The sequence below is a fragment of the Paraburkholderia madseniana genome (genome assembly GCF_009690905.1).
Taxonomy (GTDB): domain Bacteria; phylum Pseudomonadota; class Gammaproteobacteria; order Burkholderiales; family Burkholderiaceae; genus Paraburkholderia; species Paraburkholderia madseniana.
Window position 1 is genome coordinate 65,385 of the sequence record NZ_VOSW01000011.1, and the last position, 24,504, is coordinate 89,888.

The 24,504-nt window shown below is 60.3% G+C and carries 27 protein-coding genes; 14 read left to right on the forward strand and 13 right to left on the reverse strand.

Going from position 1 to position 24,504, the window contains the following annotated elements; all coding sequences use genetic code 11:
* Window positions 1–76: 76 nt before the first annotated feature.
* The 5 genes from FSO04_RS48710 to FSO04_RS08100 all read right to left on the reverse strand — a co-directional run bounded on the left by FSO04_RS48710 (window position 77) and on the right by FSO04_RS08100 (window position 2,159).
* The gene (locus tag FSO04_RS48710; RefSeq protein ID WP_154559170.1) at window positions 77–301 is read right to left on the reverse strand and encodes a transglycosylase SLT domain-containing protein; all 225 of its coding nucleotides are present in this window, start codon (window positions 299–301) and stop codon (window positions 77–79) included.
* 23 nt (window positions 302–324) lie between these two features.
* Entirely contained in the window at window positions 325–675 is a 351-nt protein-coding gene (locus tag FSO04_RS08085) for a lysozyme family protein (protein ID WP_154559171.1), read from the reverse strand.
* Window positions 676–811: 136 nt separating this feature from the next.
* Window positions 812–1,084 (reverse strand): hypothetical protein, encoded by a 273-nt coding sequence (locus FSO04_RS08090; protein ID WP_414693397.1) that lies wholly within the window; start codon window positions 1,082–1,084, stop codon window positions 812–814.
* Between the two features lie 561 nt (window positions 1,085–1,645).
* Window positions 1,646–1,855 carry a hypothetical protein gene (locus FSO04_RS08095; protein ID WP_154559172.1) on the reverse strand — a complete coding sequence of 70 codons (210 nt, stop codon included), beginning with the start codon at window positions 1,853–1,855 and terminating at the stop codon, window positions 1,646–1,648.
* Window positions 1,848–2,159, reverse strand: a complete 312-nt coding sequence (locus tag FSO04_RS08100) for a hypothetical protein (RefSeq protein WP_154559173.1) — start codon at window positions 2,157–2,159, stop codon at window positions 1,848–1,850. Before FSO04_RS08100 ends, FSO04_RS08095 begins: the two co-directional genes overlap by 8 nt.
* A 331-nt stretch (window positions 2,160–2,490) precedes the next feature.
* Here FSO04_RS08100 and FSO04_RS08105 point away from each other — a divergent pair, with 331 nt between their 5' ends.
* Window positions 2,491–2,799, forward strand: a complete 309-nt coding sequence (locus FSO04_RS08105) for a hypothetical protein (protein ID WP_154559174.1) — start codon at window positions 2,491–2,493, stop codon at window positions 2,797–2,799.
* Window positions 2,800–2,851: 52 nt separating this feature from the next.
* Window positions 2,852–3,694: a transposase gene (locus FSO04_RS08110; protein ID WP_233464770.1), complete on the forward strand. Its 843-nt coding sequence runs from the start codon at window positions 2,852–2,854 to the stop codon at window positions 3,692–3,694.
* Between the two features lie 66 nt (window positions 3,695–3,760).
* Here FSO04_RS08110 and FSO04_RS08115 read toward each other — a convergent pair whose 3' ends face one another.
* The 3 genes from FSO04_RS08115 to FSO04_RS08125 form a co-directional block, all read right to left on the reverse strand.
* On the reverse strand, window positions 3,761–4,633 hold the full coding sequence (locus FSO04_RS08115; RefSeq protein ID WP_154559175.1) for a substrate-binding periplasmic protein: 873 nt from the start codon (window positions 4,631–4,633) through the stop codon (window positions 3,761–3,763).
* 213 nt (window positions 4,634–4,846) lie between these two features.
* Window positions 4,847–5,809 carry a substrate-binding domain-containing protein gene (locus FSO04_RS08120; protein ID WP_154559176.1) on the reverse strand — a complete coding sequence of 321 codons (963 nt, stop codon included), beginning with the start codon at window positions 5,807–5,809 and terminating at the stop codon, window positions 4,847–4,849.
* Window positions 5,810–5,843: 34 nt separating this feature from the next.
* A complete protein-coding gene (locus FSO04_RS08125; protein ID WP_168435603.1) occupies window positions 5,844–7,214 on the reverse strand; it encodes a leucine-rich repeat-containing protein kinase family protein in 1,371 nt (456 codons plus the stop codon).
* Between the two features lie 213 nt (window positions 7,215–7,427).
* Between FSO04_RS08125 and FSO04_RS08130 the strand changes: the two genes are divergently transcribed.
* From FSO04_RS08130 to FSO04_RS08155, 6 genes are all read left to right on the forward strand, one after another.
* Window positions 7,428–8,066: a methylated-DNA--[protein]-cysteine S-methyltransferase gene (locus FSO04_RS08130; protein ID WP_168435604.1), complete on the forward strand. Its 639-nt coding sequence runs from the start codon at window positions 7,428–7,430 to the stop codon at window positions 8,064–8,066.
* A gap of 161 nt (window positions 8,067–8,227) precedes the next feature.
* Window positions 8,228–8,554: an ArsR/SmtB family transcription factor gene (locus FSO04_RS08135; RefSeq protein ID WP_168435605.1), complete on the forward strand. Its 327-nt coding sequence runs from the start codon at window positions 8,228–8,230 to the stop codon at window positions 8,552–8,554.
* Window positions 8,551–9,630 carry an ACR3 family arsenite efflux transporter gene (arsB, locus tag FSO04_RS08140; RefSeq protein ID WP_154559179.1) on the forward strand — a complete coding sequence of 360 codons (1,080 nt, stop codon included), beginning with the start codon at window positions 8,551–8,553 and terminating at the stop codon, window positions 9,628–9,630. The genes FSO04_RS08135 and arsB overlap by 4 nt, the downstream gene beginning before the upstream one ends.
* Window positions 9,631–9,650: 20 nt before the next feature.
* A complete protein-coding gene (arsC, locus tag FSO04_RS08145; RefSeq protein ID WP_154559180.1) occupies window positions 9,651–10,073 on the forward strand; it encodes an arsenate reductase (glutaredoxin) in 423 nt (140 codons plus the stop codon).
* Entirely contained in the window at window positions 10,073–10,837 is a 765-nt protein-coding gene (arsH, locus tag FSO04_RS08150) for an arsenical resistance protein ArsH (protein WP_154559181.1), read from the forward strand. The genes arsC and arsH overlap by 1 nt, the downstream gene beginning before the upstream one ends.
* A 94-nt stretch (window positions 10,838–10,931) precedes the next feature.
* Window positions 10,932–11,237 (forward strand): panthothenate synthetase, encoded by a 306-nt coding sequence (locus FSO04_RS08155; RefSeq protein ID WP_154559182.1) that lies wholly within the window; start codon window positions 10,932–10,934, stop codon window positions 11,235–11,237.
* A gap of 96 nt (window positions 11,238–11,333) precedes the next feature.
* Here FSO04_RS08155 and FSO04_RS08160 read toward each other — a convergent pair whose 3' ends face one another.
* Complete coding sequence (locus FSO04_RS08160) at window positions 11,334–12,197, reverse strand: GNAT family N-acetyltransferase (RefSeq protein WP_414693403.1); 864 nt, start codon at window positions 12,195–12,197, stop codon at window positions 11,334–11,336.
* Window positions 12,198–12,434: 237 nt separating this feature from the next.
* On the opposite strand from FSO04_RS08160, the gene FSO04_RS08165 reads away from it, so the two are divergent.
* Window positions 12,435–13,037, forward strand: coding sequence for a phosphatase PAP2 family protein (locus FSO04_RS08165; RefSeq protein ID WP_154559183.1), 603 nt, complete (start codon window positions 12,435–12,437; stop codon window positions 13,035–13,037).
* An 18-nt stretch (window positions 13,038–13,055) separates the two neighbouring features.
* Here FSO04_RS08165 and FSO04_RS08170 read toward each other — a convergent pair whose 3' ends face one another.
* The 3 genes from FSO04_RS08170 to FSO04_RS08180 all read right to left on the reverse strand — a co-directional run bounded on the left by FSO04_RS08170 (window position 13,056) and on the right by FSO04_RS08180 (window position 16,663).
* Window positions 13,056–14,048, reverse strand: a complete 993-nt coding sequence (locus tag FSO04_RS08170; protein WP_154559184.1) for a helix-turn-helix domain-containing protein — start codon at window positions 14,046–14,048, stop codon at window positions 13,056–13,058.
* Between the two features lie 55 nt (window positions 14,049–14,103).
* Entirely contained in the window at window positions 14,104–15,690 is a 1,587-nt protein-coding gene (locus tag FSO04_RS08175) for an alpha/beta hydrolase family protein (RefSeq protein WP_154559185.1), read from the reverse strand.
* A 265-nt stretch (window positions 15,691–15,955) separates the two neighbouring features.
* The gene (locus tag FSO04_RS08180; protein ID WP_154559186.1) at window positions 15,956–16,663 is read right to left on the reverse strand and encodes a dienelactone hydrolase family protein; all 708 of its coding nucleotides are present in this window, start codon (window positions 16,661–16,663) and stop codon (window positions 15,956–15,958) included.
* Window positions 16,664–16,889: 226 nt separating this feature from the next.
* Here FSO04_RS08180 and FSO04_RS08185 point away from each other — a divergent pair, with 226 nt between their 5' ends.
* The 5 genes from FSO04_RS08185 to FSO04_RS08205 all read left to right on the forward strand — a co-directional run bounded on the left by FSO04_RS08185 (window position 16,890) and on the right by FSO04_RS08205 (window position 23,258).
* Window positions 16,890–17,855, forward strand: coding sequence for an amino acid ABC transporter substrate-binding protein (locus FSO04_RS08185; protein ID WP_154559187.1), 966 nt, complete (start codon window positions 16,890–16,892; stop codon window positions 17,853–17,855).
* A 138-nt stretch (window positions 17,856–17,993) separates the two neighbouring features.
* The gene (locus tag FSO04_RS08190) at window positions 17,994–18,392 is read left to right on the forward strand and encodes a hypothetical protein (protein ID WP_154559188.1); all 399 of its coding nucleotides are present in this window, start codon (window positions 17,994–17,996) and stop codon (window positions 18,390–18,392) included.
* Between the two features lie 119 nt (window positions 18,393–18,511).
* Window positions 18,512–20,620 carry a response regulator gene (locus FSO04_RS08195; protein ID WP_325063516.1) on the forward strand — a complete coding sequence of 703 codons (2,109 nt, stop codon included), beginning with the start codon at window positions 18,512–18,514 and terminating at the stop codon, window positions 20,618–20,620.
* Window positions 20,617–22,629 (forward strand): hybrid sensor histidine kinase/response regulator, encoded by a 2,013-nt coding sequence (locus FSO04_RS08200; RefSeq protein ID WP_154559190.1) that lies wholly within the window; start codon window positions 20,617–20,619, stop codon window positions 22,627–22,629. Before FSO04_RS08195 ends, FSO04_RS08200 begins: the two co-directional genes overlap by 4 nt.
* Window positions 22,626–23,258 carry a response regulator gene (locus tag FSO04_RS08205; protein ID WP_054040705.1) on the forward strand — a complete coding sequence of 211 codons (633 nt, stop codon included), beginning with the start codon at window positions 22,626–22,628 and terminating at the stop codon, window positions 23,256–23,258. Before FSO04_RS08200 ends, FSO04_RS08205 begins: the two co-directional genes overlap by 4 nt.
* Window positions 23,259–23,972: 714 nt before the next feature.
* On the opposite strand, the gene FSO04_RS08210 is transcribed toward FSO04_RS08205, so the two are convergent.
* Window positions 23,973–24,404, reverse strand: coding sequence for an Lrp/AsnC family transcriptional regulator (locus FSO04_RS08210; protein WP_154559191.1), 432 nt, complete (start codon window positions 24,402–24,404; stop codon window positions 23,973–23,975).
* Window positions 24,405–24,504: the final 100 nt, after the last annotated feature.

Below are 24,504 nucleotides of genomic sequence, written 5' to 3' on the forward strand. Positions count from 1 at the left end.
ATGGTTTTTTCAGATGCTCATGGTCTTTCACTCTTACTTCTTGAACGCCATCAGCCGATCCCAAACCAAGCCGCGACTACAAACCGAGATCCGCTTTCATTGTGCTCATGTGATTCACTACGCGTCGCGCATAACCCCTGGCGCCCCCGCTATAGCGATATAACGCGTTCTCGAGATTTCCATCCGCCGCTTTTATGTAGTTCTGAAGAATTTCTGACCCGATTTGGACATTCGTGCGCGCGTCAGTCAGATCGGACGTGCGAAGGACGCGGTCTCTGTGCTGAGATGGAAGCACTTGCATGAGTCCCGTGGCGCCAACCACACTTATCGCGAATCGGTCGAACTGGATTCGACTGCGATCACTGCAAGTAATAAGAACGGCGAGATTGTGTGGCGCCTGGCTGCGTTCAGCACCGCGTGACCGATTTCCAATGCCTCGGGCAACCCAATATGAAAGCGGGCGCTCACAACAGTTGCGATTTCCTCTGCTGTGGGCGTGCCCTCTCGGGGCGCGTCGAAAGTGTGGGTGGGCGTTTGCCAAACCTGCGAATCAGCGCCATAACACAGTCCCGCTAGCGACCCGAAGACCACAATTGCCGCGAAGACAATACCGCGGAAGCGGTGCGCAATAGCGCGTGGCCAATCAATGAATTCTTCGCTCAGGTCCGCAAACATGGTCTATGTTCCTGAAAATTACTACCGCGCACCATGAGCATTCCCCAGGTAGGCACGGGGCTGCATTGACGGACACTTTCGTCGCTGACACACTCAAATGACGGCCGTCCAGGCGTTTGGCCGGCACAGGCATCATTCAATAGAATTTCGTCACCGGATGCGGTGTAGCTGGCGGAAAAACATTCCACGTACCGTCGATGTGCCTGAAGAACAAGAAGGAAACCCGTCGCTCCTGTCGCGACACCTCGACGCGCACGAAGCGCGTGCCGCCGATTGCCATTCGACTGAAGTCGCTCACTCGGGCAGGTGCGGCCGGCGTTGGCCTAAGCCATTTCTCCACCACAGAACGAAGCGATTGCTGCGCGAATCTCACACGCTCCGGTGCGGAATTCAATGTCATTGGGCTCATTTGGCTTGCCTCCATACCGACAGATAGTCCCCTTCCCCCTGGTACGCGAAATTTGCCGGGAACACTACGCCGAGCTCACGTACAGCAGGCCAAGGTTCGAAGATCGGACTTTCGCCAACAATCGACCCTGGTCTTTTTCGATTCATCGAATTTCGATGATGGTCACTATGTTTTCCGTTTGTACAGTTTATACTAGTGCAAAACTTACCCAACGTAAAGTATTGAGGGATTAGGACTATCCCTATGTGGCGGCGCCCTGCGAACACGAGAATCATCAGAGCTTTATCGTGAGCTGTGGGGACCGCACGGCCACGGCGAGCCAATCAAGCGGCAAAGAATGGGGACCTGAACAGGGGCGTTTAACCTCGACTGCGGCATGCAAGTAACGCCTTGATTCCCGGCACAGCATGCACGCTTCGTCTCTGCTCCCTACCCGCCCTGAGCCCGCCACGCCGGTTGCCGCAATAACGTGCGAATTATCCAGGCTATGCTCGTCACTAAGCTGAGCGAAGAAGTCGCGGATCAGGTCGGCGTGCCTTGCGGAATATTGAAGTGCCGAAGTCAGTGCGCGACGCCGAAAAATGCTTCCGCACCTTCGGCCGGCGTGAGTCCCACTCTGAAATAGCCCTCAAGCCGTTCAGCCATCCCGTCGTTCAGGGTGAACGGCGGGTGGAGGAAACCGACCGAAACGGCATGGTCGTACCATGCCAACATCCATGCACGCAGACCTGCTTCGTCCGGCGAAAATTCATTCGACAGATCTTCAGCCATGCGCTGCCTCCTTCGCCATTGCCTCGCCGTTCTGCGGCAACACGGCGGCGCTCATCGAAGGACGAGCGTCTCCGGGCGGAAACACATGCCAGATCCCATCGCTGTGACGAAAGAAAAACAGCGCGAGCGAACCACCCGGCCGTTGCACTTCGAGGCACACACGACGAGTCCGGCCAGATCGTGAGCGGTGTATCGACAGCACGCGGACCGACTGGCGGCATTCCGTACCAAGCAGCTTTCCAACCAGCCCACGCAACGATTTTTCAGCCACGATGTCTGCACTCCATGATGCAAGTGAAGTCATCGTAAGGTGCCTGAAGCGGAGGTTCCGTCGGGAGCGCCGGATAGTTCATTAAGGAAAGGCTGATTCGCATGTCAGGATTCCCCTAATCCAACCGCTGCGCTGATCAATTCAGCTTCCGTTATTCGGCGGCGAGGCGGCATCCGATCGCATAGTGGGTCAGTTCAGACTACCGTTGAGCCGAATCAACAGAGAAAACACAAGCAGCGCATAAGGATTTCCTGACACGAAGTTCAGCATCGACCGGCCTATCTTTCTTGATGTCCTGACAGCGCCGCGATAACTGTCCACATAGGATGAAGACACATCAATCGTCCTGTTCCCGAGTGTGGCCATGGTTCCGTATTTGTCTGAGCGAGAAAACGCGGTTGAGCATATCAACGCGAAGTGCATCCACCTGTTCGATCTGTGGTGCGAAAGCAGAAGCGTCGTGCCGCTGACGTATCTGTTAAAAGGCTGGCCACTGACGAACAGCGATCCCGAGGCCATCCGGCGCCTCGGCAACGCGCTACGCGATCTCCGACGACACCATCTGCATGACACCAACGCCGCGTCATTTCAGGAACTCTGCGAGTTATCGGATTGCGTCGAAGACCTGCTTGTTCTGTCGGCCATGACAACGTGGGCGATGAACAGCGGGTAGCGTGAACGGGGATATCGAACCCGCGTAACGCAACTGGTATGGGGGAAACTGCGTGCAGTTCAATGAAATCAGTGACGAAGAGTGGCTTCTGCTGGCGCCCGTTCTGTCGGATGACGCCATCGTTCATGGGCAGCGCGGCCGGCCTCGCGCGCAAGTTCGTCTCGTGGCGAATGCCGTGCTGTGGGTACTGGTGACCGGCGAACCCTGGTCGAGATTACCGAACATCTATCCGTCGGTGCCGACGTGCCGGTCACGGTTCGAAAAGTGGCGTACGAACGGCGCCCTTGCGGGAATGCACAGACTTCTTTCAAGCCTCGGTCGCACCTTCCGTTGCGGTCCGGATGGCCTGCTGGAACCGCAGCATATCCAGCCGCGCTCCATCGACCGTCAATCCAGGGACGAGGGCCTTCGCAAGGTCTTCTGGACAAGTCAGGCGTCCTGGCAAACACCGCACGGCGCACGCCGGCCACCCCATGCCGTGGATACGTTCACTCAAGTCGCACAGCAGCTCCAGGATTCTTCGCATGTAGTGCCTGATCGCGTCGAATCCCGCACCCCGATGAACGCCCCTCAATCCATCCGCCGGCCTGCCTCGCCATGGATGGGCCTCGCCTCGCAAGGCAAGCGCGAATCCGACCCGCGTGGCTACGTCATATACGTTGCGGCCGATCGGGTGGCGAACGCCCGGTTCCGTGGATGGGCCGAGATCGTGCGGGACGCGCAGCGGGTCGCCCGTTCCGGGCTTATCGGTCCGAGCTTCACGAGCTTCGAGGCTGCGCAGCAGTACGCGTTCGAATGGGCCCGCCGGTGGATCGATGAGGAAAGCGACGTCGCAAGAGATGATGTCAACGCCGTGAAGTGCGATTCGTGGCAACGGAAAGTCCGGTCCGGGTGAGCAACGCATCGGCGCCGTGCCCGTGAGAGTTGCGCAGGCGCAATGGAGCAACAGTCCGCGGCGGCGTCAGCTCATCCAGTAGTCGTGCGGAATTCTGCGGTCCGCTTCTGAGAGGTAGGGATTGTCCAGCCGGAAGGTCTTCCGGAACGCGGGTTTTGTGCGCGCCAAGGCATCCTGAATGTAGGGATGCGAGTTGAACAGTTTCAAATAAGTGCCATCGCGATACGCCTGCACGAGTCCCTTCTCAATCGTCTTCGCCAAGGCTTCGTGGCCCGTCGCGACATAGAAAATAAAATCGGACCGATACTTCAGCATCAAACGATTCTCGACCACCAGATCAGGCTCACGGTGCTGGCGACCCTCGAGTTCGGCGAACGCTTCGACAACACCTCGCGGAAAATAGTCGACGCGCCCGCTCTGGACCATCTGGAACATCGTTTCGTAAGTCGACGTCTGAACATCCAGACCCGTTGCTTTCAGGATATCGACGTCGATCCACCCTAGCCCCTGACCACATGTGAATGCCTTCAGATCAGAGAAGCGCTCGACCTTGTCGAAATCCCGTTGCCGGTCTTTTCTTATGACGAACACTCGGTAGCCAATCAACCCGCGATGGATTGGAATCCGGACCACGTTCAGTCCGCGTTCGGCCGTCGCTTCCATGCTCGTCCAGTGCAGATTGATCGTATTGTGGCCGTTCGCAAGCTCGGCTAGCGCACGGCCACGTTCCATGACGATTTCGGCCTGCCGCGCCGTGTAGGCGGCATTCGCCGTTCTCATCGCCAGATCGAGGACAGCGAGCGCAAATGCGGCATGCACATCGCCGCCAGGACGAATGCGCGGATAGACGATATCGAAGGGTTCTGCCGACACGGCGCGCGCGCCGACTGTGACGCCTGCAGCACCCAGCGCAGCCAGTACAAAGCGCCTGCGATGCATAAATGGTGATTTCCTGACACGGAATGATGCGTCCGGATCGACGCATGTTCGCACAGGCTCCCACCTGAACGGCCTCCCATCGTGCCATGCCCGATGCATGCTGGCAAACCGTGTTTTCCCGCTGGTGCGGGAGATTCCTGTCGCCGTCTCTTTTGTTGCTTTTTCAATCCTGGTCGGCGCTATGTGCGCGCAGCGAGCAATGCGTTCTTTACCTCAGTGATTCACGCCAGTCACCAGTTGCAGCGGCGTTTCAATGACCCGCGACAATTCACTCTGCTTCCTATGTTCAGTGACCGCCTTCAACGCCACGTCGACGCCGAACACAGCTTGCCGATCGGCAAACTGGTTCATCGTCGCGAGCACGCGGCCGTCGGCGAGCAGCGGTTTGAGCGCGTCGCTGCCGTTATACCCAGTGACATAGACACCGCCGGTTCTCCCCGCATCGCGAACGGCATCCACCGCCCCCATCGCCATATTGTCGTTGCCGCACATCAACGCACGGATCTGAGGATAGTCACCCAACATCTTCGATGCAGCGTCCCGTCCTTTCCCATAGTCCCAGTCGCCTGCTTGTATCGCGACGATCTTCATGCCGGCCGCGTTCATTGCGTCCTTGCTGCCGGCCGTGCGTTGCTGCGCATTGCGGTCGGCGGAAATGCCTTCGATGATCCCGACCTGGTCGCCCGCCTTGAGCCGCCCCGCAAGATAATCGCCCACCTGCCTTGCGCCGTTGCGATTGTTCGGACCGACGAACGGCACGGAGATGTGGGCGGCATCCTGCGACGCATCATCGAGCGGGTTATCGATCGTGACCATGATGATGCCGGCCTTGATCCCCCGCGCCACGATCGCTGTCAGCGCCTTCGAGTCAGTCGGCGCGATGACGATCGCGTTCATCTTCGCTCTAATCAATTCGTCGACCATCCGGATCTGCGCGGCAGTGTCGTGCTCCGTTGCCGTGCCGCGAATGGTCAAGCCGAACTGCGGCGCGAAGTGCTTCTGATAATTCTGCGCAGCGTTCGCCATAGCTACCGTGAACGGATCAGTCACCGACTTCAACACGAGGGCGAGCTTCAGTTTGCCGCCCTGCATGGCATCGACACGAGCCGTACCTGTCAGGCCTGCCGCAGCAAGCGTGCCGGCAACCAGCACGCGGCGGCGCATCCTCTGCGTCATTGATTTTCTCTCCTTGGACCACACAGACGAAGGATCAAACCGCCGCCAACGCTGCCGCGTCCCGATCGTCTGCGCCCGTTAGCTGCCGCAAAACGGCAGCGATTTCGTCGAACAGCGGCCGGCTGCCGATCTCCTCGCTCAGGCAATTCTCTCTCAACGCTACCAGCCGCGCCGCAATATCCGCTTCCGTGTCGACCCAGTCGCATCGGTCGATCAACTCCTCGAGCAGACAACCATACGCCCTGACTTCCAGCCGCTGCAGCGCGGAGCGGAAGTCTCGATCATCAGTCGCATAGAACGACGCCGCGCCAAAATCGCCCAACAATGCGCGGCCCTGCCCACAGTGCAGAATATTGTGTGCGTACAGATCACCATGCATCACACCTTGCCGATGCAGATGACACGCTGCCGACGCCATGCCGTATGCAATGCGTAACACCGAGGCCAACTCGAAGCGCGTGTCGGCATCGTAGACGTCGCGCGTGCATGACTCGAGGCTCGGCGGTCCGGCAAGGTTCGTGAATTGCGGGTCGATCAATTCCATCACCAGGCCATGCGCGCCCGCCGGATGGTCCTTCACCTTGCCCACCACCGGAATCAGATTCGGATGATCGCCGGCACCAATGCAGGCCGCCATCTCGCAGTCCGGCAATCCATCGCTAGTCACGGCGCCCTTGAACAACTTGACGGCCACAGGCCTCTTCGCATGTTCATGACGAGCAAGAAGCGCGGCACGATAAATGACACCGGAGGCGCCCTCGCCTAACCGCTGTTCGAGTCTCAACTCATCCCATCGAATATCGGCAATCGGCGTATCGGTAAGCGCCGCCGTCTCCAGCGCTTCGCTGAACGGATTGCCGGCGAACGCCAGCCAGGAAAGCCGTGGCAAACGCAACAGCCACGCAGGCAGCCCGCTGAGTTGATTCGCCGCGAGACGCAGCAGTTCGAGCCGCGAGCAGGCGGCCAATTCCTCGGGCAGTGTGCGCAACCGGTTACCGGCAAGCATCAACTTCTGAAGTTGCGTGCAGGCGCCGATTTCCGCAGGCAGTGCCTCGACCTCGTTGTCGGTGAGAACCAGCCAGCGCAGCAGCGGCGGCAGCGATTGACCCGACACCTTGCGAATGCGGTTCGCCTTGAAGCCGACCATGCTCAGTTGCGAACACTGCCCGAGGACTTCCGGCAATTCGGTGAAGGGGTTGTCAGACGCAAAAATGATGCGCAGCTTGCGCAGCCGTGACAAATCATCGGGCAGCCTCGAGAGTGCATTGCCCGATAGATCGAGAATTTCCAGCGTATCGGCCAGATCGAAAATCTCGCGTGGAAATTCGCTCAGCCCGCACGCCAGTTTGAGTCGGCGAGTACCCGCCAGTTGTCCGGCTCGCAGTTGTTCGAGGGTGGTTGTCACAGTCGTAGAGAAGAGTTCCAGTTGCCAGTGAGCGATGCGCCGAGGGTATCAATTCTACTGAGTCGCGGGCCGCGCGCGGAATTGGATAGCAAGATCCGGCGTGACCTCTGCGAGGGCGAGGGTTAAGCTGTCAGGTATCGGAGCCATGGCAGAGCGCGTTCGCAGCCTCGCATGAAGCCATCTCAGTCTCCAGCCAGTCAGGAACCCAGCAAAGTGACATACGCATACAAGTTAATGAATTCGCCCGTCGGCGAGCTGAAACTCGTGGCAAACGGCAATCGGCTCGCCGCCATTCTGTGGGAAAACGACAAGCCGAACCGGGTGCGCCTGCCGGAAATGATCGAGGCGGATGAGCGCCCGATCCTGATTGAAACCGAGCGGCAATTGAACGAATATTTCGCAGGGACGAGAGACCGGTTCGACCTCGAACTCGACTTCCAGGGAACGGACTTTCAGAAGAAAGTTTGGGCGGCGCTCCTGACGATCCCGTTCGGCGAGACGCGCAGCTATTCGGACATCGCTACGCAAATCGGGAACATCAACGCGGTGCGAGCCGTGGGCGCGGCGAACGGCAGAAATCCGATCTCCATCGTGGCGCCGTGTCATCGCGTGATCGGCGCGTCCGGCGATCTGACCGGCTTTGCCGGCGGACTGGCGAACAAGATGTTTCTTCTGTCGCTCGAAGCCGGGCAGACTTCGCTGGAAGCGGCTGCGGATTCGAATGCCGCTGCGACTGCCACAGCGGCTGCTGCTTCAAGCGCGACTCCGGGAACGGTCGTCCGGGAAGCGCCGGTGAAACCAGCACGCCCGGCGCCGAGCCGTGGGACGCAGCACTCGTTGTTCGGCAACTGAGCGGATTAGATGGAACGGTCGTGACATCACGAGGCGGCGTTCAACGCCGCCTGATGCGCCACATCACCTAATGCAACCAAGCCTCGCTCGCCTATGCGCTCATCGGTCATATCATTTCAACAATACTTGAAATGTGAAAACGATCAGCGTATCGTTCGGCCGTGGACTCGAACCTTGTTGTACGCGCCCTTGGCGCGCTCGCTCATGAATCGCGGCTGGCGATCTTCCGTTTGCTGGTCGTCGCTGGGCCGGATGGCATGGCCGCCGGTGAAATCGCGCAGCAGCTCGGACTTTCCCCGTCAAGCCTCTCCTTCCACCTCAAAGACCTGTCACATGCCGGGTTGGTGACACCCCGGCAGGACGGGCGCTTCATCATCTATTCGGCGAATTTCGACGCGATGACAGGCCTGATCGGCTTCCTGACCGAAAACTGCTGCGCCGGCGCACCATGCGCCGCGAGCGATCTCCCCGGCTGCTGCGAAAAATGAGTACCACCAGCACAGTGGCGCGCGGCGCACGGCCGGCGATCGGATTCTTCGAGCGTTACCTGACCGTCTGGGTGGCGCTGTGCATCGTATGCGGCATCCTGGTCGGGCAACTGCTTCCGCAACTCTTTCAGGCGATCGGCCGCATGGAAGTTGCGCAGGTCAATCTTCCAGTTGGCGTGCTGATCTGGGCGATGATCATTCCGATGCTGGTCAAGATCGATTTTGCCGCGATGACGCAGGTGAAAAGCCAGTGGCGTGGCATCGGCGTGACCTTGTTTGTAAACTGGTTCGTCAAACCGTTTTCGATGGCGTTGCTCGGCTGGATTTTCATTCGGCATGTGTTCGCACCATGGCTTCCTGCGAATCAACTCGACAGCTATATCGCCGGTCTCATTCTGCTTGCCGCCGCGCCCTGCACGGCGATGGTGTTCGTCTGGTCGCAACTCTGCAAGGGCGACCCGTATTTCACGCTATCGCAAGTGGCGCTCAACGACGCCATCATGATCGTGGCATTCGCGCCGCTCGTTGCCCTCCTGCTAGGTTTGTCGGCGATTTCGGTGCCATGGGACACGCTGATCGTTTCGGTCGGCTTGTACATCGTCATCCCCGTCATCCTCGCCCAATTTCTACGCCGCCATCTGCTCGCCAAGGGCGACGCGTATTTCCAGCAGGCGGTCGCGCATCTCGCGCCCTATTCGATCAGCGCGTTACTGGCAACCCTCGTATTGCTGTTCGCCTTCCAGGGGCAGGCAATAGTCAAGGAACCACTGGTCATCGCGATGCTCGCGGTGCCGATTCTGATTCAGGTGTTCTTTAATTCCGGCCTCGCCTATCTGCTCAATCGCCGGCTTGGCGTCGCGCATTGTGTTGCAGGTCCGTCGAGTCTGATCGGCGCAAGCAATTTCTTCGAGCTTGCGGTGGCCACGGCGATCAGCCTGTTTGGATTTCATTCGGGCGCGGCGCTTGCCACGGTGGTCGGCGTGCTGATCGAAGTGCCGGTGATGCTGTTGGTGGTCGGCGTCGTCAATCGTTCGCAGCACTGGTACGAGGCAAAACACAGCGTTAAAGGACAATGAGGACAACGAGGACAACGTGTATGAGCGTTACGATCTATCACAACCCGGATTGCGGCACCTCGCGCAATACGCTCGCAATGATTCGCAATGCCGGCATCGAGCCGGAGGTCATCGAGTATCTGAAGAACCCGCCTGATCGGGCCACGCTGAAGGACCTGATCGAACGCGCCGGGCTCACCGTGCGCGCCATGCTGCGCGAGAAAGGCACGCCGTATGCCGAACTCGGCCTCGCGGAGGCGTCCTTGAGCGATGAGCAATTGCTCGATGCGATGCTGGCGCATCTGATCCTCATCAATCGCCCAATTGTGGTCACCCCGCTCGGCGTGCGTCTATGCAGACCGTCCGAGGTCGTTCTCGATATCCTGCCCGCAGCGCAGCAGGGGGCGTTTATCAAAGAGGACGGCGAGCAGGTGATTGACAGCGCAGGACGGAGGGTTCGTTGATGCCCGGGAATCTGCCTAACATCAGCGCCCCACATTTCCACGCGCCGGATCTGCAAAAACTCGAACCGCACGCGGTTTCGCAGCACGCCCCACGCATTCTGCTGCTGTACGGGTCGTTGCGTCCCACTTCGTTCAGCAAACTGCTCACGCTCGAAGCCGAACGCATCCTGCGCCAATTCGGCGCTGAAACACGCATCTTCGATCCGCACGGTCTGCCGGTCACGGACAGCGTAGCGGCCGATCATCCGAAGGTCGTCGAACTACGCAAACTGTCGGAATGGTCGGAGGGACAGGTGTGGTGCAGCCCGGAGCGTCACGGTACGCTCACGGCGGTGTTCAAGAATCAGATCGACTGGCTGCCGCTCGAAAGCGGTGGCGTGCGCCCCACGCAAGGACGCACGCTCGCGGTGATGCAGGTATGCGGCGGTTCGCAATCGTTCAACGCCGTCAACGCGTTACGCGTGTTGGGCAGGTGGATGCGGATGGTGACGATCCCCAATCAGTCGTCGGTGCCGAAGGCGTATCAGGAATTCGACGCCGACGGCCGGATGAAACCCTCCGCCTACTACGATCGCGTCGTTGACGTGATGGAGGAGTTGTACAAGTTCACGTTGCTGGTGCGCGACCGTTCGGACTACCTGACCGATCGCTACAGTGAACGCAAGGAAGCGCATCCGGAACTGGCGAGCGCGTTGGCGGCCAACGCGATGGTTCATGAAGCAGCGAGCGCCAATGCCGACACCGACGACAGCGAAACGGAATGACAGCAGCGGCACTCGGCAGTGCTAACCCTGGCGCTCGCAGCGCATAAAGCTCCTATCCTTAAGATGCCCTTTGGGCATCAACCAGGAGGATGACATGCGCATGCTACTCAACGTACGTATTCCGCACGAACCGTTCAACACGCTAGTGCGCGATGGCACCGCCGGCGAAGTGATAGGACGAATACTTGAAGACATAAAACCGGAAGCCGCCTACTTCACCGAGCAGAACGGAACACGTGGCGCGGTACTCATCGTGAACCTCGACGATCCATCGGGAATTCCCGCACTCGCAGAACCATTTTTTCTGAAGTTCAACGCCGACTGCGAGTTCCGCGTCGTCATGTTGCCGCAGGACCTGATGAAAGCAGGACTGGAGAATCTCGGCTCAAAATGGAAGTAGCGTATACGTTCGTATCAAACGATGGACTTGCCGTCTGCGGTTCATAAGACGCACCCCAGACGGCAACGCACGCAAAGGCGCCGACGTGCGCTCCGATCACCCGAGTTCGAATGACGTCACGCCAAATACCTGTTCGATTTGAAGAGCGGGCGGGTTCTGCGTATACATCCGCGCGGTTTCAAAGACGCTTGTCATGCCATGCCGCTCGGCCAGCGCGACGGCAGCGGCATTGGTCTCCGGCACATCGAGGACGATGACCTCGCCCGGCATGCGCGCCGCCAACGCATCGAACAGATCGCTCGCGATCTCGTCGCTATCGGCGAAGAACGGACCGATCTTGCATCCCGTTCTGCAACGACGCAGTACGCCGTAGCCTGCAACCTGACCGTCACGAACTGCGGCCAGCGCCGTGGCGTCCGGTTGGCCCAGCCATGTCGCGAGAAAACGCTCGCGCGCGGCGGGAAAGCACTGGCGATCGTAGTCAAGCAGCCGTTCGAACGGCAGCGCCGACGCATTCAAAATGTTCGAACCCGTCGGGTTCTGGACGGATGCCTGAACGACACCCTGAAAGCGAATGTTGCGATACGCAAGCCGAAAGCCGGACTTTCTGTAATTCGCCTGCTGAGCGACGACGCCGTCTAACCCAACATTGCGGTTACCCAGATAATCCATGCCGTGCTGCCAGACGCGCATGCCGAAGCCTCTGCCGCGAAACGCCGGCTTCACGATATACAGGCCGATAAAGCCGAAGTGCTCGCCGTAAGCGACCGCGGAAATGCAGGCAACCGGTTCGCCGCGCCACGCTCCGATGAAAAAACCGTTAGGGTCCCCGGCGCGAAAGCATTCGGCATCGTGCAGGCCGGGGTTCCATCCCTCCACCGCAGCCCATTCGACCGACAGCGCTACTTCGTCGGCCGACATGGTGCGTACGATAAAATCACGGTGCTGGTCCAGGTTCATCACGATCGCCTCGCTCACTGCGCCTGAAGCATAGCGGCTACCGCAGTGGCCGCCACCTGGCTTCGTTTGATGTTTGCCTATGCCGGCGGCATGTTTGCCGACATGCATCGACAGATTACACGGCCCGGCGCCGGACGATTCTGTCAATCGTTTCCGCCCGCGCCTAAGCTTCCCCTAAGCCTGGCCCGCTAAGATCGGGGGCGCGATTCATCACACGTCCCTCAAAAACCTCACCGCATGAATACACTCGAAGCGTTCAATCAGGCGCTCTTTCTGATGATCAACGCCACGCCATCGACACCCGCCTGGCAAATCGACATGGCGCGAATGATTGCCGATTACGTCATTTATCTCGTGCCGCTGTCGCTGATCGCGATATGGCTCTTCGGCGATGCGCGTCAGCGTGAAGTCGCCGTGCGCGCATTTTGTGTAGCCATGCTCGCCCTCGGGCTCAATCAGATTATCGGTCTGGTTTGGCCGCACCCTCGGCCATTCGTGATCGGAATCGGCCATACGTTCCTGGAGCACGCGCCCGACTCGTCGTTCCCCAGCGACCACGGGACCCTTTTCGCCACCATCGCGCTGACCTTGTTGCTGGGCGGCGTGAGGCGCTACGGCATGGCGATCCTGCTGTCCGGACTTGCAGTGGCTTGGGCGCGCGTGTTTGTCGGCGTCCACTTCCCGCTTGACATGGTTGGCGCCGTCGCCGTGGCGTGCGTGGCGTTCCTGCTGATCGCGCCGCTGTGGCGGCTGGGTGGCGCCACGGTGACAGGCAGCCTTGTCACGGTGTACCGCAAGCTGCTGGCGTGGCCGATCGAGCGCGGCTGGTTGTCCTCATAGGGCGTTGTGAAACCGCGTCTACCGGGTCAGCGCCCGAAAATCACTCGGCGACATCTCGTACGCACGACGAAACGCGCGATTGAAATCCGACGCGCTATTAAAGCCCACGCCATAGGCGATCTCGACGATCGCCTTCCCCGGGTAGCGATGCAGTTCATCGGCCGCCTCACGCAGCCGCCGGTTGCGAATATAGGCAGCCAATCCACCTTCGGGTTCGAAGAGACGATACAACGTGGGCCGGGAAAGTTGCGACGCGGCGAGCACGCTCTCCGGCGTGAGATCCGCCTGCCCCAGATTGGCTTCGATGTAGCGGCGCGCCGTCGCGAACATGGCGGTGCGAGCGGCCGCGCGCGCGTTGCCGGTTAGACGCGCCTCCTCGCCGAAGGCCGCCGCAATCAACAACGCGCAGGTGCGCATCGCGCGATACGCTTCGTGTCCATTCATCTTGTGCAGGTTCTGGGTAAGGTCGGCGAGATGGCCCGGAATCATGCGCGCGAGCGGCGAGTGGTATTCGATCGCGCTGCCATGAATCGACTCCGCTTCCGGCAGGACGGATTCCACCAGCGCACGCGGCAGAAAAAAAGCCTGCACACGGCACGCGCTACGCACCATATGCATCGGCTGGTTCATATCCAGCGCGAGAATGCCCGGCCTCGTTTGCAGCGCCTTGCGCTTCGGATACAGACCCGTTCCGGTCTCGATGCTGCCCTCGACGGCCACGTGAAAAACGAACTGGCGGACCGAATCGGTTGAAATCCGCGCGACGGATCGCGCCTGCGATACCGGGTCTGTACGGCAATCCATGAACGTCAGATCGGCGGCCTTGTAGCTGTCAATCGTGCCGCTGAAACCATCGGCCAGTTGCCAGCGCGAGATCGGCACGTCGAGAAAGTGGCCCAGACGGTCCCGCCACGCGGGCAGTTGCTCGCGCGGCGCTTCGCGGTGCGTATCAAAGTGGCTGTGAATGCACGCCGAGGGCGCCGCGTCCCCGGCCACGGAATCGGTCGTCAAAGCATTCCCCCGTGCAGTCTTGTTGTCTGCACATGATAGCCGCAGGCAGCAGCGCTCAAAAGTTCGTGAAGAAGGCCCGGGCGGCGACCATGCAGAACGACGCGACCAGTTCACCGTGATAGGCCTGGAGCACAGCCGAGGCGCCACCGTCAGTCGCACCGCCCGCTACGGCCTGATTCGCGAGCGTCGCCTTCGCACTCGCGAAACCCTGCTTGATGGGCGCGTACGGATCGTTGGGCCCGGAGATCGGAGAGTCCACGTCCAGCACGGACGTGAGCCCTGCCGGTACTTTGGCGTTCTGCCAGTAGGCCTGCTCGATGCGTGCGTTGAAGAAAAACACGGTGGGATCCGAGCCGCCGCCGCACAGCAGAACCGGCGCGCGCGGCAGCCAGTTGCGCAAGTCATTGCGCTTGAACGCCTGGCGCAGCGGATGCATGGGATTCGCGGCCGGCGTCAAGGCCACCGTGCTGTTGGGAAACGCGCCATCGGGATTGGCCGCAGCATCGTCCAGAAGACTCAGGCGATAGGCGTTGCGCACGAGATTGGCGTTGCCGAATCCGGCAGCAAACACCGGCGTCAGCGAGGGCGGTGCGAGGGGCGGCGAAGTTGGCGGCGTCATCGAAGCATATTGCGGCGCGGGCGGAACGCTGCTGAAGAGTTGCGTCGAGGGCAGTTTCCCTTTCGAAAACAGCGTATCGAGCGGCTGCAGGCTCGGCAGGAGATTCTCGATACCCGGGGCATAGGCCGCTTCATAGAAGTCGCCGGGCTTGCGGTAGATGTTCTCGTAGGCATGCTGGTAGCCCGTCACGACCAAAGTCGTGAACAGCGTCGACCCCAGGTTCACCTCGCCTTCGATGAGCGCGTCCGCAGTGGCGGCAAGCGCATACGGACCCGATCCTGGTGCGGATGCCGTGACCTTGACACCGGCCGCCTGCAAAGCACGATGCGTCGCGAGAGCCACGAAGCCGCCTTGCGAATAGCCGGTGACGAAAAGCTTGCCGTTCTCGCGCGTCTTTCTCTCCGGCTTCATTCCACTCAGTACGGCCCGCGCTGCCCGCAGCGAATCGACCACATCGGCGGATTGCTGGTCGGCATTCAGATAGGGGTGGTATGTGAGGTCGGAGCCGGCATAGCCCGCATAGTTAGTCGCCACCACGATATAACCCTGGGCCGCGTACATGGCGGCCACGCTGATGCCCTCCCCGGCGCCGTCGCCGTTGCCGGGATCGGTTTGGGTGATATCGGCGATGTTGTAGTTGCGGTACGCGGTCGTGCCGTGTGCGTAGAGCATCAGCGGACGCGGCCCGCTACATGCCGCCGACCGTCCGCCCGGAATCATCAATGCGCCACTGGCGGTGGTGGGCTCGCCCGCGCCGCCGATGGTGCGGTAGCGGAAGGTCACGATCTCCACCCCGCAGGCGGGTCTGCCGGCGATCTGCGCGAGTTGCTGACCGGATGCGTTCGATGCAAGCACTTTCGAAAACGCTGCGGCGCTGAGCCGAAGCGTGACGCGCTGTTCGAGTAGCTGGCCCCGGGCCTTGCATCCCTCGTCGCAACCGGAACTGGCTTGCACATAAGCACTGCCGCCCAACGTCAAACATGTCAGCAGCACGAGGGCCGCGTTCCGCATCGCTACAGGCATGTGAGGCTCCGTCTTGTTGGCTCTTCTTGGCGCTTGTTGGTATTGCGGCGATTGGGCTGCCTTACATACAGAGTGAGAGGAGTATAGGTAAACAGATTGGCACGCCGCCAGCCTCATCCTTCACTAATATTGCAATGGAATGCTTCATGAGGTGTCCGGCCGCGAAGGCCGGTCGGCATAAAGAACGCCGACCGGACTCGCTGCTGGCTGACGGGATCAGGTCGCGGCTTGCGTCCACCTTTCAATGTGGGTCCGTGCTTGCCGCTTACTTCCAGAGCGTGCGGCCGAAGAAGGTCAGCGTGCGGTCCCAGGCCTGCTGCGCCCAGACCGGATCAAACTGGGTCCTGGAGATGCGGCCCGGCCCGACTGCCGTTTCGTTCGCGAACGCGTGGTACGCAAGATAGCGATGGAACTCGACGTCGACGTTGGCCGCACTGAGCTTGGACTCCAATGCATCGACCGTTTCAGCCGGGAAGAATTCGTCTTGCGTCGCCCAGTGACCGAGAACCGGAACCTTGATTTTCGATGCGTCGATGTACTCGAGCGGGGGGCAGCCGTACCACACCACCCCGGCCGATACCTCAGGGATATTACATAGCGCAAGCAAAGTAAGCGCGCCGCCCATGCAATAGCCGGTCACGCCGACGTTCGCCGAGTGCTGCTTCAAATACTGGACGGCGCCCCGCACGTCCTGCGTCGCGGCATCGCCGAAGTCGAGTGCGCTCAGCAAATGGTTCGCCTCCGCCTCTTCAACCGTCGACTTCCCGCGAAAGAGATCGGGCACCAACGCCAGATAGCCGGCCTGCGCGAGCCGGTCCGCCACGCCGCGAATCTGATCGTTCAAGCCCCACCATTCCTGAATCACGACGATGGCAGGCGCGCCCTCCAGTTTCTGTGGCTTGGCCAGATAACCCTGGACGTCTTTGCCGTCAGGGCGGTTAAACGTGATCATTGATCCTGCTGTCCGTTGCATCAGTTGCTCCTCGAAGTAGCCGAAGCCGCTAGCATAGCGCCAGAGTGGCAGGTTCTGCTGAGCGCCCGGCAAGCAGATCAATACGACCTGTACCACCCGACTTTGCGGCGATGATCTCTTTCGTCACCTCATTGCGATCCATGGTCCAATTCTTTATTGATTTTGGCCAAAGCGGCCCCTCGAACCCATACTGCGGCTTACCCGTCGTTTCCGGTTCAGGCTACTCATGTTCGCCCTCGATCACCTTGATGGAATCCGCCCGTTCAGATCCCGCGGACGCTTCAAACTATCAGTGGTGCTCTCCCTCATTGCCTGCGCCCTATTGAGCCCGGCGTTCGGCAGCGCCGGCGCGTCCGGCCCGTCGACCGCCGCCCTGACTCATGTGCGAATTCTTCGCCTATCCGGTGACGTGGTGAGAGAGGGCCGCTGGGCCTTTCTTATCACCGCGCTGAACCACACCGTAGCGGCCTACGGCCCATACGTCATCGACGCCTATTTTTCACCGATGTCGGCCCAGCGCGAGGTCGACGAGGTGATATCCGGCCGCCTCATCAATGTCCTCGCGAGCGAGCCCGGACACCCGGAACTCGACGCCGCGGCGATTCCGGTGCCGATCCCCATCGACCGTGGCCTGCTCGGCTATCGCGTGGCGCTGATCAATCAGGGCGAGCAGGCGAAGCTCGACAGCATCCACGACCTCCAGGGTCTTCGCACACTCAGCATTGGCCAGGGTCAGGGTTGGGGCGACGTCCCCATCTACCGCGCGGCCGGCGTTCCACTCGTCACCGCAAGCCGCTACGACCTGCTTTTTCCGATGCTGGCTGACCACCGCTTCGATATGTTCCCGCGCGGCGTGGTCGAGATCACGCGTGAAATCAAGGCCTTTCAGCCGAGCTACCCGAATATGAGGATCGACTCTCACCTCCTGATCCGCTACCCGTACGCGCAGTTCTTCTATGTCAGCCAAACCGAGCCGCTGCTGGCGAAGCGGATTCGGGACGGCCTTGAAGCCATGCTGAAGGACGGGAGTTTCGAGGCGTTATTCCGCGAACACTTCGCGCAAGACATCGCCGATCTGCACCTCGAGCGCCGCGTGCTGATCGATTTGAAGAATCCCTTGCTCCCGTCATGGGTGCCTCTCGATCGCAAGGAACTCTGGCTCGATCCGTTCGACGGCAAGAAACGGAATTGATGCGCGGGACGATAGACGTTAAGGATTTCCTGACCCAAAAATCAGGAAACCACCAGTCCATAGTCCGGACTACCTGACGGCAACACTCAAGCGCGGCGTTTAAAGTGGTTCATTACATACCATCGCCGGATCCCCGTTATGACCGACTACTTTTTGCCGCGCGAGAATACAGTCGAACGCATCGACGAGCTGTGCATACGTCTATTCGAGCTTTGGTGTGAAGAAAGAAAACTGGTACCGCTCGCCTATCTTTTGCACTGCTGGCCGTTGACCGGTCACGATACGGTTGCGGTCAAGCGTCTGGCTGACGCCATGTCGGACCTGTCCCAGTTCCAGACGGCGAAACTCAGTACTCGTGAGTCGACCCTGATCCGCGAAATAATCGGCAACGCCCGCGAAATCATTGGCGAGTCATTGCCGCGTGGCGCCACTGCCGCGAACGGTGCGGGCATCATGTGGATGCGAGTGCGGCTCGCGAAGGCAGCGCTTCAAGTGCCAGCGTTCGCCGCAGCGGACTTCCTCGACGGCCCCTTATAGACCGCGATTCGGCGACGAGTGCAAAATACACAAACAAAGAAGCACAGCACTCGCGGGGAAATATGGTGGCGAATAGCGTTGGTTCACTCTTTGCCTCGCCCGGCCGATTCAGGCACAGCGTGGTTTTCCGGCTGCTGGCCACCGTGCTGCTGTTCAGTTGCGCGGTCACGTTATTGCTGACCGCACTACAGCTCTATCGCGACTATAGCCGCGGCGTCGAACTGATCGAAACACGTCTGTCAGACATCGACCGAAGCAATCGCGACAGCCTTGGCGAGGGTCTGTGGCAGCTCAACCGCACTGAACTTCAGCTTCAACTGAACGGCATCCTGCGGCTTGCCGACATGTGCGCCGCCGAGGTGCGCGAGACCGGATCGAGCGAGACGCCACTGGTCGTGACGGCTGGCGAGCGCAGGACAGGCGCCGTGATATCCCGCGAATTTCCGATCTTTTATCGCATCCACGGCGCCCAGCAGAAGATCGGCACACTCTATGTGCAAGCGACGCTTGCCAACCTCTATCAGGCGTTAGCGCAAACCGCGCTGGTCATTCTGGTCAGTCAGGCCACCTATACATTCATCGTTGCGCTGTTCACCATCTACATCTTCTCGCGCCTCGTTACGCGGCATCTCGCCACGATTGCCCGACTGGTCGGCGAATACGACTTCCGTGCGGCGCCAAAGCCGTTCGTCCTGCCGCGCCGCCAGCCGCGCTGGCCAGACGAGCTCGATCGCGTGGTAGCCGCGTTCAACAGCATGGGCGCGCGGCTGCATGACGCCTATCTCGCCGAGCGCGACGCCACTGCGCAGCGGGAAGCGCGGCACCTCGCCGAAGCCGCCAACCGGGCCAAAAGCGAATTCCTCGCGAACATGAGCCACGAACTGCGTACGCCGCTGAACGGCATCCTCGGCTATACGCAGATTTTGCTGCGCGACGGCAGCCACAGCGAGCGCCAACGCAACGCGGTCGAAGTAATCCACCGCAGCGGCGAACATCTGCTCACGCTGATCGACGATACGCTCGATTTCGCGCGCATCGAAGCCGGCAAAATGCGCATCGAAATGGCCGACGTCCCGCTGCCGGGCGTCCTCGATACGATCCGCGACATTATCAACGTGAAGGCGGAACAAAAACGCCTGCGATTCCTATGCGACCTGGCCCCCGACCTGGGCGGCGCAGTGCGGGCAGACGAGCGCCGCTTACGGCAGGTGCTGCTTAATCTGCTGGCGAATGCGGTCAGATTCACGGACACAGGCTGCGTCAGCCTGCAAGTCGGCCTTGCGCCCTCAGGCGCGGTGCGCTTCTGCATACGTGACTCGGGAATCGGCATCGCGGCCGACAAGCTCGGCGTGATTTTCGACCCTTTCGAGCAGGCCGGCGGCCCCGAACGACGCGCCGGTGGCGCCGGGCTTGGCCTTGCGATCAGCCAGCAGTTCGTGCGCGCAATGGGTAGCGAAATCCACGCGGAAAGCACGCTCGCGCATGGGAGCGTCTTCTGGTTCGATCTCGCGCCGGCCGTCGTCGATGTGTCCGCGGCGCGTACCGACGCGGCAACGCCGGCCGCGCGGGCCGTGACGGGCTACACCGGTCCGCGCCGCAAAGTGCTGGTGATCGACGACGAGCCCGTCAATCGGGCGGTCCTGGTCGAGCTTCTGGGTCAACTGGGCTTCGACACCATCGAGGCCGCCAGCGGGCACGAGGGACTCACGAAGGCGCGCAGCGAGGCGCCGTCGCTCATCATGACCGACATCCTGATGCCTGAAATGGACGGGCTCGAAACAACGCGCAGATTGCGTCGATTACCGGGACTCGGCGATATTCCGATCATCGCCGTGTCGGCGAATCCTTCCTGGAGCGACGAGAAACGAAGCACCGACGCAGGCGCGAACGCCTTCCTTTCCAAACCCGTCGACTTCGACCGGCTGCAGGCCCATCTGGCGGATTTGCTGGCGCTGAAGTGGACTGACTCGCCAGCGCCTCGCTCGCCGCAACCTGGCGCATCGCGCACGCCCTCTCCCGCGTTGCCCGATGACGAACTCAACAACCTGCATCATCTCGCCCGTCTGGGCGACATGCGTGCCATCGCCGAATGGGCCGACAGGATGGCGGCCCTCGACGAGCGCAATCTGGTATTGACAACAGAGTTGCGTGCACTCGTTAAAGGCTATCAGTCAAAGGCCATCCTGCTGCTCGCGGAGGAATATCTCGAGAGGAGGCCCAAGCCATGAACGACACAACGATCGCGGCAGAGCCGGCCACCATTCTGGTTGTGGACGACGCACCGATCAACATCGGTGTCGTGGCCGACAGTCTCGAGGATAAGGGCTTTCGCGTGTTCGTTGCGCTCGACGGCGAGGAGGCGCTCGAACGCGCGCAATTTTCGCAGCCCGACCTGATCCTGCTCGACGTGAAAATGCCGGGCATCGACGGCTTCGAAACCTGTCGCCGGCTCAAGCGCAATGAGCAGACCCGTGAGATTCCGGTGATCTTCATGACGTCGCTCGCCGATACGGACGACCTCGTCGAAGGATTCTCGGTTGGTGGCATCGACTACGTCACCAAACCATTCCAGATCGCCGAAATGTTGGCGCGCATTCGCACTCACCTCGCGCTGCGCGCCATGCACAAGGCACTCCGATCGCGCAACGAAAGTCTCTCGAGCGAGGTGGCGGTTCGGCAGCAGGCGCAAGAAGCCCTCTCCCGCGTGCGCGACGAACTCGAAGACCGCGTCGCCGAACGGACCGGCCAACTCGCGCGCGCGAATGCAAGCCTGCTGGTCGAGATCGACGAACGCATACGGACCGAAGCGAAACTCGTGTCGAGCGAAGCGCGCTTTCGCACGATCGTCGAGACGAGCCCGGTGCCGTTGTGCATTACGTCCATGGACGAAGGGCGGGTCCTTTACATGAACGGGCCGTTCCGCTGGCTGTTCGGTTTCGGCGCGGACGATCACGGCGTCACCTACATGGGCGACTTCTATGTCGACCCGACGGAGCGCGACAGAACGGTCGAACTCCTGCGCCACGAAGGCGGATTCACCAACAACGAAATCCAGTTCAAGAATTCGGCGGGTGAGCGCTTCTGGGCAGTGGCGACCGCGCGCATTGCGACGTTCGCCGACGCCCCAGCGATCTATGTCGGTCTCAACGACGTCACCGCGCGCAAACAGGCTGAAGAGAAATTGCGCGCGAGCGAAGCCAGTCTGGCGAACGCCCAGCGGCTGGCCAAACTTGGCGACTGGGAATGGACTGCGGCCGCCGGCGTGACGCACTGGTCGTATGAGATGTACCGGATTCTCGGTTTCGAGCCGAACGGCGTGCGGCCCAGCTATCGAACACTGCGCGCGGCGATTCACCCCGAGGACCGGGCCGCTGTACGACAGGCCGTGCGTGCGGTGATCGCCGACCGGCAGCCGCATTTTCTCGATTGCCGCCTGACCGGTGCGGACGGCGAGCCACGCATCGTGCAGCTTCACGTCGAAGCGGCGCATGAAGGGCCCGGCTATCCGCTCAAGCTGGTCGGTACGATTCAGGACATGACGGAACGCAAGCGAGTCGAACAGGAACTGCTCGAGTCGCGCGAGCGGTTGCGCGAGTTGTCCGCGTACATGGAGGCGGTTCGCGAAGAAGAACGAAAGTGGATCGCCATGGAAATTCACGACGAACTCGGGCAATTGCTGACCGCGCTGAAAATGGACGTGTCGCTATTGCGGATGCGGCTCGACAGCGATTCGGAAGCAGCCAGAAAAACCGAGGACATGCGTGAACTGGTCGAGAAGACCATCTGGATGGTCCGCAATGTGGCCAGCCACCTCAGACCGGCTGCGCTAAACTTTGGCATCCTGTCGGCGCTCGAGTGGCTCGTGGACGACTTCGTTCGACGTAATCGCATGCCGTGCCAGTTGTCGATCCTTGGCAGCGAACCGGTTCTGCCGGACGCGCATGCAACGGCCGTGTTCCGCATCGCGCAGGCCTCGTTGACCAATGTTGCGCGCCATGCCGGCGCTTCGCGCGTCGATGTCACGCTCGCCGCAAGCAACGGCGCATTGACACTCCATATCAGCGATAACGGATGCGGCTTCGATCTGCCCGTTGCACGCCGGCGCTATTCCTACGGACTGCTCGGCATGAGCGAACGCGCGCGGCTGATTGGCGGCACGTTGCAGATCGAGAGCGCGCCCGGCGCAGGCACAACCGTCTCTATTCACATCCCGCTCAGGACCGAGAAAAGCACATGATAAAAATCCTCATTGCAGACGACCATGCGATCGTGCGAGGTGGCCTGAAGCAGATCATCGCGACCACCACCGACATGATCGTCGCCGACGAAGCGGCCGAAGGCGCCGAAGTGCTCGAGAAACTACGCGCCCGGTGTCCCGACCTGTTGCTGCTCGACATGACCATGCCGGGCATTAGCGGCATCGACCTGATCCGGCGCATCAGGGCCGAGTACACCGCCCTGCCCGTGCTCGTGTTGAGCATTCACAACGAGGCCCAGGTCGTCTCGCGCGCGCTGCGCGCCGGCGCAACCGGCTACCTCACCAAAGACAGCGATCCGGAGATCCTGCTTGCCGCGATTCGCAAGCTGGCCGAAGGCGGCCGATTCATCGATCCGAAGCTGGTGGACTCGATGATCTTCGGCACTCACTCCGGCGATACCCCACCGCACGACATGCTGTCCGATCGAGAATTCCAGGTGTTGCAAGCTTTGGCCGCTGGAAAGAGCATCAACGATATCGCTGAAGCGTTCGCGCTCAGCGCGAAGACCATCAGCACACATAAAATGCGCCTCATGCAAAAACTGGGGATCACTAATAATTCGGAATTGATTCGCTACGCGATCAGACATCACATTAGTACGGAATAAAATTCAATTAAGGAAATCCCTAGACGAACATCAGGACTCCCCGATCTCGAATTCGGCGACGGCCGATCAACAAATTTTTTTTGATGTCCTTATGCTTCGCCAAAGCTTTTCGTTTATGATCTCTCCCCAACGAAGTCGGCACTCTAAAATAACCCTCTTCTGAGAAAGCACGCCGCCAAATTGTTAAATCCTGGTATGTGGCAATAATGCCCGCACCTTACACTGCAATCCGTAAAATTGACTGATTAACGTCTCTCAGGTTCTGGCATGCAATCCTCGGACGCCAGAGTCTTTCCGGCCGACACAATGTGTCGGCCTTTTTTTGCCGATTACTTATTGAAATATAAATCCGGCTTATTCTCCAAGTTATTAATTCAACAGAGAAATTAGTTCTTCCGCAAACCTTTGCAGGGTTAAACCCTTTGCGAATAAGTGCCGTTATACGGACTAGATAGCAGGCACTGTCATGACCGACAGACCGAGGTGTCAGAGTTAAAAGAAAAGGATCGATTAACTTTCGCGAATAAGATCTCCGAATTCTATTTGTATGAACAATAGACGGATGCCGGCGGAACGCTACGCGACGCGGCAATCTGTTGACAGGTATCTGCGTCGTCGCATGGAGAAGTTCGAAATGACGTTTGTCGCAGGGTGACGCGAATCGCGCATGGAGCTCGCATGAAGTCGACAAAGCGCGCGGACGCTCCTGGCCGCTCACATCTTGTGCGTCGATAGAAAGATGCTGGTCTCGGTACTCGCGATTCCGTCGATCAAGCGGATCGCACCGAGCACCCGATCGAAGTTCTCCAGCGAGTCCGCCCGCAACTCCGCGACGAGGTCCCACCGGCCATTGGTGCTGTGAATCGTTGCGACATTGGGATGGCCACGTAGCACCTTGAGCACGTCGGCCGCACGGTTGCCTTCTACAGCAATCGACATCAGCGCCCGAATCCGATGCGCCTCGGCCGCCGGTTTCAGCCGCACCGTATAGCCCACGATCACGCCACTTTGCTCGAGGCGGGTGAGCCGGTTCTGCACCGTTGCGCGCGCCACGCGCAGTTGCTTCGCCAGTGTCACCACCGACATGCGTGCGTTGTCACGCAACAGAGAAATGAGCTGCCTGTCGATGTCATCGAGATTGATCATGGTGGTTACCTGAGTGCCCGGCGACGGCGCTCCGCCATCCGCATGCTACCTGGCGAAGCCTTCATGCGGAAATGTACAAAATACCATTTCAGGTGCGCAT

What these genes read in the sequence shown, in the direction of transcription:
- FSO04_RS08120 (WP_154559176.1), bottom strand. Translation starts at nt 5,809, where the DNA reads ATGACGCAGAGGATGCGCCGCCGCGTGCTGGTTGCCGGCACGCTTGCT.
- FSO04_RS08100 (WP_154559173.1), bottom strand. Translation starts at nt 2,159, where the DNA reads ATGACTTCACTTGCATCATGGAGTGCAGACATCGTGGCTGAAAAATCG.
- FSO04_RS08175 (WP_154559185.1), bottom strand. Translation starts at nt 15,690, where the DNA reads ATGCCTGTAGCGATGCGGAACGCGGCCCTCGTGCTGCTGACATGTTTG.
- FSO04_RS08180 (WP_154559186.1), bottom strand. Translation starts at nt 16,663, where the DNA reads ATGCAACGGACAGCAGGATCAATGATCACGTTTAACCGCCCTGACGGC.
- FSO04_RS08105 (WP_154559174.1), top strand. Translation starts at nt 2,491, where the DNA reads ATGGTTCCGTATTTGTCTGAGCGAGAAAACGCGGTTGAGCATATCAAC.
- FSO04_RS08160 (WP_414693403.1), bottom strand. Translation starts at nt 12,197, where the DNA reads ATGAACCTGGACCAGCACCGTGATTTTATCGTACGCACCATGTCGGCC.
- FSO04_RS08185 (WP_154559187.1), top strand. Translation starts at nt 16,890, where the DNA reads ATGTTCGCCCTCGATCACCTTGATGGAATCCGCCCGTTCAGATCCCGC.
- FSO04_RS08200 (WP_154559190.1), top strand. Translation starts at nt 20,617, where the DNA reads ATGAACGACACAACGATCGCGGCAGAGCCGGCCACCATTCTGGTTGTG.
- FSO04_RS08095 (WP_154559172.1), bottom strand. Translation starts at nt 1,855, where the DNA reads ATGGCTGAAGATCTGTCGAATGAATTTTCGCCGGACGAAGCAGGTCTG.
- arsC (WP_154559180.1), top strand. Translation starts at nt 9,651, where the DNA reads ATGAGCGTTACGATCTATCACAACCCGGATTGCGGCACCTCGCGCAAT.
- FSO04_RS08165 (WP_154559183.1), top strand. Translation starts at nt 12,435, where the DNA reads ATGAATACACTCGAAGCGTTCAATCAGGCGCTCTTTCTGATGATCAAC.
- FSO04_RS08090 (WP_414693397.1), bottom strand. Translation starts at nt 1,084, where the DNA reads ATGAGCCCAATGACATTGAATTCCGCACCGGAGCGTGTGAGATTCGCG.
- arsB (WP_154559179.1), top strand. Translation starts at nt 8,551, where the DNA reads ATGAGTACCACCAGCACAGTGGCGCGCGGCGCACGGCCGGCGATCGGA.
- FSO04_RS08190 (WP_154559188.1), top strand. Translation starts at nt 17,994, where the DNA reads ATGACCGACTACTTTTTGCCGCGCGAGAATACAGTCGAACGCATCGAC.
- FSO04_RS48710 (WP_154559170.1), bottom strand. Translation starts at nt 301, where the DNA reads ATGCAAGTGCTTCCATCTCAGCACAGAGACCGCGTCCTTCGCACGTCC.
- FSO04_RS08210 (WP_154559191.1), bottom strand. Translation starts at nt 24,404, where the DNA reads ATGATCAATCTCGATGACATCGACAGGCAGCTCATTTCTCTGTTGCGT.
- FSO04_RS08205 (WP_054040705.1), top strand. Translation starts at nt 22,626, where the DNA reads ATGATAAAAATCCTCATTGCAGACGACCATGCGATCGTGCGAGGTGGC.
- arsH (WP_154559181.1), top strand. Translation starts at nt 10,073, where the DNA reads ATGCCCGGGAATCTGCCTAACATCAGCGCCCCACATTTCCACGCGCCG.
- FSO04_RS08085 (WP_154559171.1), bottom strand. Translation starts at nt 675, where the DNA reads ATGTTTGCGGACCTGAGCGAAGAATTCATTGATTGGCCACGCGCTATT.
- FSO04_RS08155 (WP_154559182.1), top strand. Translation starts at nt 10,932, where the DNA reads ATGCGCATGCTACTCAACGTACGTATTCCGCACGAACCGTTCAACACG.
- FSO04_RS08115 (WP_154559175.1), bottom strand. Translation starts at nt 4,633, where the DNA reads ATGCATCGCAGGCGCTTTGTACTGGCTGCGCTGGGTGCTGCAGGCGTC.